At 69.4% G+C, this 13,821-nt stretch carries 11 protein-coding genes and 1 tRNA gene; 6 read left to right on the top strand and 6 right to left on the bottom strand.

The genetic code is table 11. The annotated features are described in order from the left end of the window. Positions 1-71: 71 nt before the first annotated feature. The 3 genes from egtB to egtD all read left to right on the top strand — a co-directional run bounded on the left by egtB (position 72) and on the right by egtD (position 3,304). Positions 72-1,418, top strand: a complete 1,347-nt coding sequence (egtB, locus tag NA8_RS23835; protein ID WP_063052579.1) for an ergothioneine biosynthesis protein EgtB — start codon at positions 72-74, stop codon at positions 1,416-1,418. Between the two features lie 87 nt (positions 1,419-1,505). Continuing rightward, a complete protein-coding gene (gene egtC / locus NA8_RS23830) occupies positions 1,506-2,315 on the top strand; it encodes an ergothioneine biosynthesis protein EgtC (protein WP_063052578.1) in 810 nt (269 codons plus the stop codon). Between the two features lie 17 nt (positions 2,316-2,332). Then, positions 2,333-3,304, top strand: coding sequence for an L-histidine N(alpha)-methyltransferase (gene egtD / locus NA8_RS23825; RefSeq protein ID WP_063052577.1), 972 nt, complete (start codon positions 2,333-2,335; stop codon positions 3,302-3,304). Between the two features lie 22 nt (positions 3,305-3,326). On the opposite strand, the gene NA8_RS23820 is transcribed toward egtD, so the two are convergent. From NA8_RS23820 to NA8_RS23795, 6 genes are all read right to left on the bottom strand, one after another. Next, positions 3,327-3,974 (bottom strand): DUF2461 domain-containing protein, encoded by a 648-nt coding sequence (locus tag NA8_RS23820; protein ID WP_063052576.1) that lies wholly within the window; start codon positions 3,972-3,974, stop codon positions 3,327-3,329. Positions 3,975-4,024: 50 nt separating this feature from the next. Next, positions 4,025-4,873, bottom strand: a complete 849-nt coding sequence (locus tag NA8_RS34005; protein ID WP_063052575.1) for a DUF4190 domain-containing protein — start codon at positions 4,871-4,873, stop codon at positions 4,025-4,027. A 104-nt stretch (positions 4,874-4,977) separates the two neighbouring features. Then, positions 4,978-5,238: a hypothetical protein gene (locus NA8_RS23810; protein WP_063052574.1), complete on the bottom strand. Its 261-nt coding sequence runs from the start codon at positions 5,236-5,238 to the stop codon at positions 4,978-4,980. Between the two features lie 94 nt (positions 5,239-5,332). Continuing rightward, the gene (locus NA8_RS23805) at positions 5,333-6,313 is read right to left on the bottom strand and encodes a ribose-phosphate diphosphokinase (RefSeq protein ID WP_063052573.1); all 981 of its coding nucleotides are present in this window, start codon (positions 6,311-6,313) and stop codon (positions 5,333-5,335) included. Continuing rightward, a complete protein-coding gene (gene glmU, locus NA8_RS23800) occupies positions 6,310-7,800 on the bottom strand; it encodes a bifunctional UDP-N-acetylglucosamine diphosphorylase/glucosamine-1-phosphate N-acetyltransferase GlmU (RefSeq protein WP_063052572.1) in 1,491 nt (496 codons plus the stop codon). The genes NA8_RS23805 and glmU overlap by 4 nt, the downstream gene beginning before the upstream one ends. Positions 7,801-7,890: 90 nt before the next feature. Next, positions 7,891-7,961 (bottom strand) — tRNA-Gln (locus NA8_RS23795). A gap of 419 nt (positions 7,962-8,380) precedes the next feature. Here NA8_RS23795 and NA8_RS23790 point away from each other — a divergent pair. From NA8_RS23790 to mfd, 3 genes are all read left to right on the top strand, one after another. Then, positions 8,381-8,995, top strand: coding sequence for a TetR/AcrR family transcriptional regulator (locus NA8_RS23790; protein WP_063052571.1), 615 nt, complete (start codon positions 8,381-8,383; stop codon positions 8,993-8,995). Positions 8,996-9,176: 181 nt separating this feature from the next. Beyond that, positions 9,177-9,824, top strand: coding sequence for a TetR family transcriptional regulator (locus tag NA8_RS23785; RefSeq protein ID WP_063052570.1), 648 nt, complete (start codon positions 9,177-9,179; stop codon positions 9,822-9,824). Positions 9,825-10,103: 279 nt separating this feature from the next. Next, entirely contained in the window at positions 10,104-13,715 is a 3,612-nt protein-coding gene (gene mfd, locus NA8_RS23780; RefSeq protein ID WP_063052569.1) for a transcription-repair coupling factor, read from the top strand. Positions 13,716-13,821: the final 106 nt, after the last annotated feature.

Here is a 13,821-nt window from a genome sequence, read left to right as displayed (position 1 = left end):
GACCCGGTCGACCGCACCGAGTCGCGCAGCAGCGCAGACGCCGATCAGCACGAATCCCGGAGACGTTTCCCGTGACAACTTCCCATCCCGCCTTCACCGACCACGCCGGTACCGAACAGCTCCGCGACCGGATCGCCGATGTGCTCACGCGCGCCCGGCAACGCACCCTCACCCTCACCGACTGCCTCGACGAAGCCGAACTGGTAGCCCAGCATTCACGACTGATGAGCCCACTCGTCTGGGACCTCGCGCACATCGGCAACCAGGAAGAACTCTGGCTCGTGCGCGACGTCGGCGGACGCGCCGCGGTGCGCGCCGACATCGACGAGCTCTACGACGCCTTCAAACACGCCCGCGCGAACCGGCCCGAACTGCCTTTGCTCGATCCCGGCCAGGCCCGCGACTACGTCGGCGCCGTGCGCGACAAGGTCTGGGATGTGCTGGAGCGCTGCGACCTGCGAGGTCGGCCGCTGATCGATGACGGGTTCGCGTTCGGCATGATCGCCCAGCACGAGCAGCAGCACGACGAGACCATGCTGGCCACCCATCAGCTGCGCGCAGGCGCCCCCGTGCTCGCCGCGGCGGCCGCACCCGCCGCCGCGGCGCCGGTCAGCGGGGAAGTCGTGGTCCCCGCGGGCGAATTCACCATGGGCACCTCGACCGACGCGTGGGCGCTGGACAACGAGCGCCCCGCCCATCGGGTCCGGTTGCCGGGCTTCGCGATCGACGCCGCGCCGGTGACCAACGAGCAATACCTGGCTTTCGTCGACGACGGAGGCTACCAGCGGCCCGAACTCTGGTCCGAGCGCGGCTGGGCGCATCGCACCGAGGCAGGTCTCGTCGCGCCGCAATTCTGGGAGCGCGATCCGTCCGGGCGCTGGTGGCGGCGGGTATTCGGGGTGATGACCCCGCTGCGGCCGCGGCAGCCGGTCGTGCACGTGTGCTGGTTCGAGGCCGAGGCATATGCGAACTGGGCGGGTAAGCGCCTTCCTACGGAAGCGGAGTGGGAGAAGGCGGCCAGGTTCGATCCGGCCACCGGCGCGTCGCGCCGATTCCCGTGGGGCGACGCCGATCCCGACGCGACCACCGCGAACCTGGGGCAGCGGCATCTGGAACCCGCCGAGGTCGGCGCGTATCCGGCCGGCGCGTCTGGCGCGGGCGTGCACCAGCTGATCGGTGACGTGTGGGAATGGACCGCTTCGGGTTTCGAGCCGTACCCGGGCTTCCGCGTGTTCCCGTACCGGGAGTACTCCGAGGTGTTCTTCGGCGGTGATTACCGTGTGCTGCGCGGCGGCTCCTTCGGCACCGATCCGGTGGCCTGCCGCAGCACCTTCCGAAACTGGGACCATCCCATCCGTCGCCAGATCTTCGCCGGGTTCCGCCTGGCGCGGGATCTGGGCCCGGGAGAAGGCGAGTGAGCGACGCCTGTCATTCCGGACGGTGGCCGGCCCGTGGTCACGCGGTGCGTGGACCGCACCGGTCGAAGGTGGCTTCGGCGGGTGCGGATGTGTAGACACCTGGGTTACATCGGCCCGCCGGTGCGGGTAGGCGACATGGTGACCCTCGGCTCCCATTCGCTGCGCACACAGGCGTGGGCGCCGCGCGACATGCGCCACGGCGGCACCATCAACGCCGACGGGTTCGGCGTCGCCTGGTGGCGCGTCGGAGCGGACGACACGGTCACCGCCAGCTGTTACCGCAACGCGGCGCCGATCTGGACCGACCCGGCCGTGGACGAGGTGCTTCCGCAGCTGGAGTCCGCCGCCGTGCTCGCAGCGGTGCGGTCGGCGACGGTCGGCATGCCGGTCGAACGGTCCGCGTGCGCGCCGTTCACCCGTGACCGCTGGGCGTTCAGTCACAACGGTGTGGTGCCGGACTGGCGGCGCACACTGACCGGTGTGGCCGACGAGTTCGCGCTCATCGCGGCCGAACTCGGCGCCGAGGATCTGTTCACCCCCGCGCGGTTGCTGGAGGCGGAATCCGCCACCGACGCGGCCACGCTGTGGGTACTGCTGTGCGATCTGCTGGCGACCGGCGCACCGGACGGCGAATGGTCCGCGGCTCCGGCGGCACTGCGGCTGCTGGTGTCCGCGATCCTCGACCGGGCGCCGGAAGCACGTCTGAATCTTCTGCTCTCCGACGGCGCGCAACTGTGGGCGACCACCTGCCACCATTCGTTGTCGGTGCTGGTCACCGACGATTTCGCGCTCGTGTCCTCCGAACCCTTCGACGACGACCCGCGCTGGCGGTCGATCCCGGACCGCAGCCTGGTGAGCGCCAGGCCCGGCGCGCTGTCCGTCGACGCCCTCCTCTGACCCGAAAGGCCCGCGCCATGACCGCAGCCACGCTGGACATCCACCTCACCGAAGACGACCTGAACACGGCGCTCCGCTCGGACGCCACGCAGGGCCTGACCGCGACGCCGAAATGGCTGCCGCCCAAATGGTTCTACGACGCCAAGGGCAGCGAACTCTTCGAGCGGATCACCGAACTGCCCGAGTACTACCCGACGCGCACCGAGCGCGCGCTGCTCGAGCGGGTGGTCGACGAGATCGCCGACGCCGCCCAGGCCGAGGTGCTGGTCGAACTGGGCGCCGGATCGGCGGCCAAGACCCGCCTGCTGCTCACCGCCCTCAGCGCCCGTGGACCCTTGAAGACGTATGTACCGCAGGATGTTTCGTCCGCGGCGCTGCGAGCGGCGGCCGACGAGGTCGCGGCCGAGTTCCCGGGTCTCGGCGTGCACGGTGTGGTCAGCGACTTCACCGACACCCTGGACAACCTCCCGCGCGGCGGACGCCGGATGATCGCCTTCCTCGGCGGCACCATCGGCAACCTCATCCCCGAGGAGAGGGCCGAATTCCTCGCCAGGATCCACGCGGTGCTCGAGCCGGGTGAGCAACTGCTGCTCGGCGCGGGGCTGGTCACCGACCCGGCGGTGCTCGTGCCCGCCTACGACGACGCGGCAGGCGTCACCGCCGAGTTCAACCGGAATGTGCTGCACGTGTTGAACGCTCGCCTGCGCGCCGACTTCGCGCCGGAGAAGTTCCGGCACATCGCGGTCTGGGACGCGGCGCAGGAGTGGATCGAGATGCGGCTGGAGGCGAGCGAGGACATGACCGTCACGGTCGGTGACCTCGGCCTCACCGTGCGTTTCGGCCGCGGCGAACAGATGCGCACCGAGATCTCCGCGAAGTTCCGGGTCGAGGGGCTCGACGCCGAGCTCGCCGCCGCGGGCTTCGCCACCGGGCACGTGTGGACCGATCCGGACGATCGCTTCGCACTGATCCTCGCCGGACGGCGCTGACCGGGGCTCCCGTCGGCGGCGGTCACCGGGAGGGCGCGCCGCCGATCACCGCCGCGAGCCACTCGACCAGCGGCCGCATCGTTTCCCACGCGGCGCGGACCTCCTTCGCCGTGCGCGGCGTGTCCAGCCAGCCGGGTGCGCCGAATTCCTTGCCGCACGTGATGGATTTGTGCCGCAGCAGGTCGATGCGCGGGTGGTCGGCGTCGTAGCCCTTGGGTTTGGTCTTCAGCTTCTCGCCGCCGATGGTGAAACCCGCGTCGGCGAGTTTCGCGAGGATCGCCGCCAGTTCGCGGCCGCGCACCTCGTCGTCGATGGTGGCGCGCAGTTGCGCGAGCTGATCGGGCGAGCCCTGGTAGAAGCCGCCGCCGACGAACAGGCCCGCGGCGTTGATCTGGACGTACCAGCCGACGCCCGGCGCGGCGCGCACCACCGCGCCCTGCGCGGTCTTGTACGGCGTCTTGTCCTTGGCGAATCGCACGTCCCGATAGGGCCGGAAGATCTTCGCCGCACCGAAATCCGGCTCCAGCTCGGCCACGAGCGCCTTCATGGGTGTGAGCACCGACTCGTCGTAAATACTCTTGTGCGCGGTCCAGAAGGCCTTGGAGTTGTCGGCCTCCAAGTCTTCGTAGAAGTCCAGCCCGGCCAGCGGGAAACCCGTGAATCCGGTCATGCTCGCACACCCGCCGCGCTGGTGTCACCGAAGGAACCCATACCGGAAATCTACGTCGTGAAGTCTCCGCCGAACACGGCGAATCCCACGATGAAGCCGATGACCATCCCGACGGCCGCCGCGATCGCTGCCCATTTGCCGAGCGATTCGCCCTTGTTGTGCCCGACGATCCCCAGGATTATCCCGGCCGGACCGAACAAGATCGGGCAGAACAGCACCGCGGTCACCGCGCAGACGAACCCGATGATCGAGTACACCTGGCTACCCGGCTGCCTCGGCGGCGTGCCGTAGGGCTCGTACCCCTCCTGCGGGTAGAACGGGTAGCCGTACTGCGGTCCGGCCGCCGGTTGGTCGTACCCTCCGCCCGCCGGGTACTGAGGTTGCCCGCTCGGCGGATACGGATGCCCGGCGTCGGTGGGCTGTCCGTACGGCGGGTAGGGCGGTTGTCCGCCCGAACCGTATTGCGCGTGGTCGTCCGGCGCGAACCGTCGCGTCTCCTCGTCGGTCGGAGGCTGGGGCGCGGAACCCGACAGCGGTGGCCCCGGCGCGGCGGGCTCGGCGCCCCAGGACTGCTGGCCGCCCGGCCCGTCGGCGCCCCAAGGCTGAGGTTCGGCCGGTTGACCGCTGGGTTCCGCGCCCCACTGACCGCCCAGCGGGCCCGCGGGCGGCGTGCCGCCCGACTGCCACCATTGGTCCGCCGGGCCAGGCTCGCTTTCCGGTGGTCGCGCGGCGGCCCGATCGTGCTCGGTGGGTGGTGTGCCGGTCTGTGCCGGGGCGGCGCCGGTCAGTGGCTGAGCAGGCTCGTCACCGGAGGTCTCACCGGTCTGCTTCGACAACGACGGTGCCTCCGGCTCCCGCCGCTCGTCGTCCGTGTGGTCCGGATCCTTCGGCGTGCTCATCGCACCCTCCTCGTGTCGTCCCGGTCACGCAACCTATGCCTACCACGGTGCACGCATCGTCATAGCCGATTGCTACAGCACGGCGCGTCGGGGCGGCGCCCGGCTCAGAGGTCTTCGTCGTCGACGATCTCGATCGCGGCCACCTCGGCGGACCGGTCGTCCGCCTCGTCGTCCTCGGTGCGACCGTCTTGCGGCGTCCACTCCTGATCCAGCTCGTCACCGATGCCGAGCCTGCCATCGTCCTCGTCCTCGTGGTAGCGGATGCGCAGGTCGTCGGGCGGATCCTCGATATTGCGCTGATACTGGCGGATCTCGTCCTCCTGGTCGTCATCCCCCATCTCGGTCTCCAACGGGTCACGGTCCATACTCTCAGTATCCCCACCGATCGCCGTGGCTAACGCGAACACGGAAACGGCGGCCCGGACCGGAGTCCGAGCCGCCGTTTCCGGGGTGTGAGGCTTAGGCGTTGCCGTTGAAAAGGCCGGTGACCGAGCCGTTTTCGAAGACCTCGCGGATGGTGCGGGCCAGCAGCGGCGCGATGGAGAGCACGGTGAGCTGCGGGAACTTCTTCTCTTCCGCCAGCGGCAGGGTGTTGGTCACCACGACCTCCTTGGCGCCGCAGTTGGCGAGGCGCTCGGCGGCGGGCGCGCTCAGCACGCCGTGGGTCGCGGCGATGACCACGTCACCCGCGCCGGCCTCCTCGAGCACCTTGACCGCTCCCGCGATGGTGCCGCCGGTGTCGATCATGTCGTCGATCAGGATGCAGGTGCGGCCCTCGACCTCGCCGACCACACGGTTGGACTTCACCTGGTTGGGCACCAGCGGGTCGCGGGTCTTGTGGATGAAGGCCAGCGGCGAGCCGCCCAGCGAGTCGGCCCACTTCTCGGCGACGCGCACGCGGCCGGAGTCCGGGGAGACGACGGTGATGTGCTCGAGGCTGTAGTTGTTGCGGATGTACTCCGCCAGCTGCACTTGGGCGTGCATGTGGTCCACGGGGCCGTCGAAGAAGCCCTGGATCTGGTCGGTGTGCAGGTCGACGGTGATGATCCGGTCCGCACCCGCGGTCTTCAGCAGATCCGCGACCAGGCGGGCCGAGATGGGCTCGCGGCCGCGGTGCTTCTTGTCCTGGCGGGCGTACGGGTAGAACGGCAGCACCGCGGTGATCCGCTTGGCCGAGCCGCGCTTGAGCGCGTCGATCATGATGAGCTGCTCCATCAGCCACTGGTTCAGCGGCGCGGGGAAGCTCTGCAGGACGAAGGCGTCGGAACCGCGGACCGACTCCTCGAACCGGACGAAGATCTCGCCGTTGGCGAAGTCCCGCGCGATCTGCGGCGTGACGTGGACGTCGAGTTCCTTGGCGACTTGCTCGGCCAGCTCAGGATGAGCGCGTCCCGAGAAGAGCATGAGGTTCTTCTGGTTATCGATCCATGACGCGGTCACTGCTGATTGCCATCCTTTTGCTCTATTGCCTGACCCGACATCTCCTTGGCCGCGATGGCTTCCGCCGCCGCGCGGGCCGCGTCCGTCCCCGGACGGTGTCGCTGTACCCAGCCCTCGATGTTCTTCTGCGGCCCGCCGGAGACCGCGAGAGCTCCGGGCGGAACGTTTCTGCGCAGTACAGTACCCGCCGCCGTATAGGCGCCGTCACCCACCGTCACCGGCGCGACGAACATGGTGTCGCTGCCGGTGCGTACGTGCGACCCGACCACGGTGTGATGCTTGGTCACCCCGTCGTAGTTGACGAAGACGCTGGACGCACCGATGTTGCTGTGCTCCCCGATGGTGGCGTCGCCGACGTAGGTCAGGTGCGGGACCTTCGAATGCGCGCCGATCGAGGCGTTCTTGGTCTCGACGAAAGCGCCGAGTTTGCCCGCGTCGCCCACGACGGTGCCGGGCCGCAGGTAGCTGAACGGGCCGATGGTCGCTTTCGGGCCGATGGTGGCTCCCTCGCCGTGGGTGCGGATCACCCGGGCGCCGTCGCCCACGACGACATCGGTGAGCGTGCTGTCCGGCCCGATCTCGGCGTCCTCGCCGACGACTGTGTTGCCGATCAGTTGCACGCCGGGGCGCAGCACGGCGTCCCTTCCGATGCGCACGCCGGCGTCGACCCAGGTCGAGGAGGGATCCATGATCGTGACGCCCGCGCGCATGTGGCGCTCCAGGATGTAACGGTTGAGCGTGTGCGCCGCCGAGGCCAGTTGCACCCGGTCGTTGACGCCGGTGACCTTGGCCGCGTCGACCAGGCGTGCGCCGTGCACCGGGTGACCGGCCTCGCGGGCCAGGCGCAGCACGTCGGTGAGGTACAGCTCGTGCTGGGCGTTGGCGGTGGACAGCCTGCTGATCATGGTGCGCAGCACCGCCGCGTCGAACGCGTACACACCGGAGTTCACCTCGGTGATCGCGGCTTGCTCCGGGGTGGCGTCGGCATGCTCGACGATCTCGGCCAGCTGGCCGTCCGCGTCGCGCACGATGCGGCCGTAGCCGTTCGGGTCCGGCGGAACGAAGGTCAGCACGGTGACCGCGGGGCGTTCGGCGTAGCTGCGGTGCTCGTCGAGCAGCGCGGCCAGGGTGTGCCCGTCCAGCAGCGGCACGTCCGCGGAAGTGACCAGTACGTCACCGGTGAATCCGACCGGCAGGGCGGCCAGCGCGCACTGCACCGCGTGCCCGGTGCCGAGCTGCTGCTCCTGGATCGCCGGGGTGATCTCCCGGCCCAGCTCGCCGGCTACCGCGGTCACCGCGGCGCCGACTTGTTCGCGGTCGTGCCCCACCACGGTGATGAGGTACGCGGGGTCGATCTCGTTCGCCGCATGCAGCGCGTGCGCGAGCATGCTCCGACCGGCGAGCGAATGCAGGACCTTGGGGGTCTTCGACCGCATTCGCGTCCCGGCACCGGCTGCGAGAACGACGACGGCGGTCTGCTGTGGCATGGATCTCCCTCGGCTGCCTGTCCTCGTGCGGGGCATCGTCGTGCTTGGTCAGCGATCTGCGGGCCAACGATAGGGCATCGTGCTCTCGAGCTCCGCCGCCAGGACTCGAACCTGAACTCTCTGAACCAAAATCAGATGTGCTGCCATTACACCACGGCGGATTGCCACACCGGCGGTTGGCGAACACCCCCGCCGCTGTGCCACGGCACGGGATGAATCCTCGCATACTCGGCCGCCTCCCCGCGAATTGTTCTGCCCGCCTGTCCGCGTATTCCGGCCGTACCAGGGCGGAGCCGGGACGGCCGGAGACACGCCAGAGGCGGACCGGTGGGTCGGGCGGGTGGATACCCGGCCGGTCTGGGACAGTGGTATCCGAATGTCGGTGTCGTGCGTCGGAGCCCCGGTGCGACGGCCGGCTCGACACGCACGAGGGCAACTCGCCGGGCTCGCCCGCGACCCGCCCGGCATGCGACCGTCGGTCGGAGGGAACCGCCGAGGCACTCACGACCGGGAACAACGCGGAGAGGGCGGAGGAGCAGGGGTGTCTTCGGGTGAGTCGCATCGAGTGTCCCGGCCGCGGATGACCGGCACCCAGCGGCGTCAGCAGCTGATCGAGATCGGGCGCGCGCTGTTCGCCGAACGCGGCTACGACGCGACCTCCATCGAGGAGATCGCGCAACGCGCCCAGGTCTCCAAACCCGTGGTGTACGAACACTTCGGCGGCAAGGAGGGGTTGTACGCGGTCGTCGTCGACCGCGAGATGTCGATGCTGCTCGACATGATCACCTCCTCGCTCACGCAGAACCGATCGCGTATCCGGCTCGAACAGGTCGCGCTGGCGCTGCTGACCTACATCGAGGAACGAACCGACGGGTTTCGAATTCTGGTGCGCGATCAGCCCGCCGCGGCGGCGGAGGGCAGGTACTCCAGTTTGCTCAACGAGGCGACCAATCAGGTGGCGCACATCCTGGCCGAAGATTTCGCGCGTCGCGGGTTCGACACCAGTCTGTCCACCCTCTACGCGCAGGCGCTCGTCGGCCAGGTCGCCACCGCCGCGACCTGGTGGCTCGACGAGCGTCAACCCTCGAAAGAGGTTGTGGCGGCACACTTGGTGAACCTGTGCTGGAACGGGCTGAGCCATCTGGAGGCCGAGCCGCAATTGAGTTCGGAGTGGCGCGCGGGCGCAGGTGAGTGACCCGGATTGTTAACCAGCAAATTGCGCGGCGGGTCTTGCCGAATGCTCGAATTGGCTGCCGGGCGCGCGCCTGGTGGTACGGTTCACCCATCCTTTGGGTGCTGTTCGGGCGGTAAGTCGGTCAACTTCGGGATGTCGGTCTACTTCAGGATGGCTGGTTTTAGGATGACAGGCGGATCTGATGGCTAGGCAAGCGCGCGCGGAGATCACCCGCGACTCCGTCCTGGCAGGCGCGGCCGATGTCTTTCTGCGCTTGGGATATGCGAATGCGAGCCTGAGCGAGATCATCGCGCAGTCCAATGTGACCAAGGGCGCCTTGTATTTTCACTTCGGCTCGAAGGAAGAGCTGGCGCGCGCCGTGGTCGACCAGGGCAACGAGCGACTGACCAGCTCGTGTCAGGGCTTCTTCGATCCCCGGGTGCCCGCGCTGGAAGCGTGCATCGGCATCACCTACGTCGTCGCCGATCTATCGATGAACGACCCAATGGTCGGCGCCATGCTGAAGCTGACCCACCAGATCGGCGACTACCGCGGCGCCCAAGGCGACAACATCGCCAAGAACTGGGGCGACACCTACCGGCTGCTCGCCGAGCGAGCCATCGCCCAGGGCGACCTGATCGCCGACCTGGACGCGGAGGTCATCGGCCTGCTCTGGCAGGAGATGGCCGCGGGCGTGCACATCATCGCGGTCGGCACCGAATCCATCGACCAGATGGCGGTCCGGATGGAGCGGGCGTGGTACTTCCTGCTCCCGGCCCTCGTGCCGCCGGAGAAGTTGTCCTACTTCCGCGAGTTCGCCGCTAGACGCCTGCGCCGCTACGTGCCGTAACTTTGGCCGCGCCTGCGGCGAACGGGCGCATGCTCGGTCTCGCTTCGCTCGGAACCTGGGGTCGGGCATACGTCGGCTCGGCACCTCGGTGTGCGGGGCGCGTCGGCGGTCCGGCTGGGATGTCGCGTACGCGGCGTGGAGAGTGCGGAGGCGGTCGCTTCGGCGCACATCGGCGACAGCTCGGGAGCGCGTCCCCGCAGGCGCTGCAATTACGGGACACCCGCTTAACTAGACTCGGTTGGCCGCTCGAACCGTGTCGCCTGCGCTCAGGAGTTGTCGATGTCCACCCACCGCCCACCGTTGGCGGGACTGGCCGCTGCGGCCGGTGCCGATACCTCGCTACGGACCGTCGCGGAGCTGATCGGCACCACGTCGGTCGCGCTGGTCGCGCCGTCGGCGGTGCGGCCGTTCGTCGCGGCGCGGGTGGCCGCCGAGCGGCCGCTGGTGGTGGTCACGGCCACGGGGCGGGAGGCCGACGATCTGACCGTCGAGCTGGCGGAGATGCTCGGTCCCGCGGTCGCGCAGTTCCCGTCCTGGGAGACGTTGCCGCACGAACGGCTCTCGCCGGGCGCGGACACGGTGGGGCGCAGGCTGGAGGTGCTGCGCCGGATCGCGCACCCCGACGACCCGCACTTCCCCGCGCCACTGCGCGTGGTGGTGACCACGGTGCGATCGCTGATGCAGCCGATGGCGGGCGGTCTCGGTGACATCGAGCCGATCGTGCTGCGCGTCGGCGTCGAGCTGGACTTCGACGAATTGCTCCTGCGGCTGGTGGAATTCGCCTACACCCGGGTCGACATGGTGGGCAAGCGCGGCGAGTTCGCGGTGCGCGGCGGCATCCTCGACGTCTTCCCGCCCACCGCCGACCATCCGGTGCGTGTGGAGTTCTGGGGCGACGAGATCACCGAACTGCGGCCGTTCGCCGTCGCCGACCAGCGCTCGCTGCCCGACGTCGCGGTGGACGTCGTGGTCGCGCCGCCGTGCCGGGAGCTGCTGCTCACCGCCGAGGTGCGCGAGCGGGCCGCCGAGGTGGCCACCGCCAACGCGGCCGACGCGGCGTTGGTGGAGATGCTGGAGAAACTGGCCCAAGGCATCCCGGTCGAGGGCATGGAAGCGCTGCTGCCGGTGCTGCGACCTGGACAACTGCGGCTGCTCACCGAGGTGCTGCCGGAAGGCACCCATGTGCTGCTGTGCGATCCGGAGAAGATCCGCACCCGCGCCGCCGACCTGGTGCGCACCGGTGAGGAATTCCTGGAGGCGTCCTGGACCGCTGCCTCGTTCGGGGGCGCCGCGCCACTCGGCGGCCACGGGCTCGACCTGGCCGCGTCGGCCTACCAGCCGCTGTCCGACGTCCACGCCAGCGCCGACCGGCAGGGTCTGCCCTGGTGGACGCTGAGCCCGCTCGCCTCCGGCGATTCGTCCGAGGTCGTCCTGCGGGTGCTGCCCGGCCCCACTGCGCGCGGGTCCGACGAACTGGTGGCGACCATGTTCGCCTCGTTGCGCGCCCACGTGACCACCGGCGGCAGGGCCGTGGTGGTTGTCGCAGGTCACGGCACCGCGCAGCGCGTCTTGGAACGGCTGGCGGATGCCGACGTGCCCGCCGCGGCGCTGGAGACGGGCGCCGAGCCGAACGAGGGCGTGGTGGGCGTGCTGTGCGGCTCCCTGCACGACGGCTTGGTGTTCGAAGACGCCGGTTTGGTGGTCGTCGCCGAGTCCGACCTCACCGGCAACCGGGTCACCGCGCCGACCGAGGGCAAGCGGATGCCCGCGAAGCGCCGCAACCAGGTCGACCCGCTCGCGTTGAGCGCCGGCGACATGGTGGTGCACGACCAGCACGGCATCGGCAAGTTCGTCGAGATGATCGAACGCACCGTCGGCGGCGCCCGCCGCGAGTACCTGGTGATCGAGTACGCGCCGGGCAAGCGCGGCCAGCCCGGCGACCGGCTGTTCGTGCCGATGGAGTCGCTCGACCAGCTCTCCCGCTACGTCGGCGGCGAGATGCCCAGCCTGTCCAAGCTCGGCGGCTCGGACTGGGCCAACACGAAACGCAAGGCGCGCAAGGCAGTTCGCGAGATCGCGGGTGAGCTGGTGCAGCTGTACGCGGCCCGTCAGGCCGCGCCGGGGCACGCCTTCGGGGCCGACACGCCGTGGCAGAAGGAGATGGAGGACGCGTTCGCGTTCACCGAGACCGTCGACCAGATGACCGCCATCGCCGAGGTGAAGGCGGATATGGAGAAGCCGGTCCCGATGGACCGCGTGGTCTGCGGCGACGTCGGCTACGGCAAGACCGAGATCGCGGTGCGCGCGGCGTTCAAGGCGGTGCAGGACGGCAAACAAGTCGTCGTGCTGGTGCCGACCACGCTGCTCGCCCAACAGCATCTACAGACGTTCGCCGAGCGTGTCGCGGGCTTCCCGATCACCGTGAAGGGCCTGTCGCGCTTCACCGATCCGGCTGAGGCCCGCGCCGTGCTGGAGGGAATGGCCGACGGCAGCGTCGACATCGTGGTGGGCACCCACCGGCTGCTACAGACCGGCGTGCGCTGGAAGGACCTCGGCCTCGTCGTGGTCGACGAGGAGCAGCGGTTCGGTGTCGAGCACAAGGAGCACATCAAGGCGCTGCGCACGCACGTCGACGTGCTCACCATGTCGGCGACCCCGATCCCGCGCACCCTGGAGATGAGCCTGGCCGGGATCCGCGAGATGTCGACCATCCTCACCCCGCCGGAGGAACGCCACCCGGTGCTCACCTACGTGGGCGGATACAACGACAAGCAGGTCACCGCCGCCATCCGCCGCGAACTGCTGCGCGATGGACAGGTCTTCTACGTGCACAACCGGGTGTCATCGATCGACAAGGCCGCCAAGCGGATTCGTGATCTCGTGCCGGAGGCGCGGGTGGTCGTCGCGCACGGCCAGATGAACGAGGACGCGCTGGAGTCCACCGTGCAGGGCTTCTGGCAACGCGAATACGACGTGCTGGTGTGCACCACGATCATCGAGACCGGCCTGGACATCTCCAACGCCAACACGCTGATCGTGGAACGCGCCGACGCGCTGGGTCTTTCGCAGTTGCACCAGTTGCGCGGCCGGGTCGGGCGCAGCCGGGAACGCGGCTACGCCTACTTCCTGTACCCGCCGGAGAAGCCGCTCACCGAGACGGCCTACGACCGGCTGGCCACCATCTCGCAGAACTCCGACCTCGGCGCGGGCATGGCGGTCGCAATGAAGGACCTGGAGATCCGCGGCGCGGGCAACGTGCTCGGCGCCGAACAGTCCGGTCACGTCGCCGGCGTCGGCTTCGATCTCTACGTGCGGCTGGTCGGCGAGGCCGTCGAGGCGTACCGCGCCGCCGCCGACGGCAAGCCGATCACCACCGAGGAGGTCAAGGAGGTGCGCATCGACCTGCCCGTGGACGCGCACATCCCGCCCGACTACATCGCCAGCGACCGGCTGCGCCTGGAGGCGTATCGCAAACTGGCCGCGGCGCAAGAGGACGCGGCGCTCGCGCTGGTCGTGGACGAGCTCGTCGACCGTTACGGCCCGCTGCCGGTCGAGGTCGGGCGCCTGGTCTCGGTGGCCAAGTTGCGGCTGCTCGCCCGCGAGTACGAGGTCACCGAGATCGCGGTCACGGGGACGACGTTGAAGATCTCGCCCCTGCATCTGCCCGATTCCAAGCAGATGCGCCTCAAGCGGATCTACCCGAGCGCGGGATACCGCGCCGCGTCCGGAGTGGTGCAGCTTCCGTTGCCGCGTGTCGAGGACAGTGTCGGGGCCGAGCGCGTCCGCGATGTGGTGCTGCTGCAATTCGTCGCCGATCTGCTGCTGGCGTTGGACGGGAAGGCGCAAGGAGCGGTCGATCTCACGGTCGCCGCCGAGATGGCGCCGCGATGAGTTCGACGGGTCGCGACGAGTCCGTCCTGCGGGCCGCCCGGCATCATGCCGCCGGAGGCGTGGCGTCCGGTAGCGCGCCGAACGGCGACTCGCTGCCGCCCACGGA

The organism is Nocardia arthritidis NBRC 100137, assembly GCF_001612765.1.
Lineage (GTDB): Bacteria > Actinomycetota > Actinomycetes > Mycobacteriales > Mycobacteriaceae > Nocardia > Nocardia arthritidis.
Note: the sequence above shows the minus strand (reverse complement) of the source record. Positions and strands in the feature narration are given on the sequence as shown.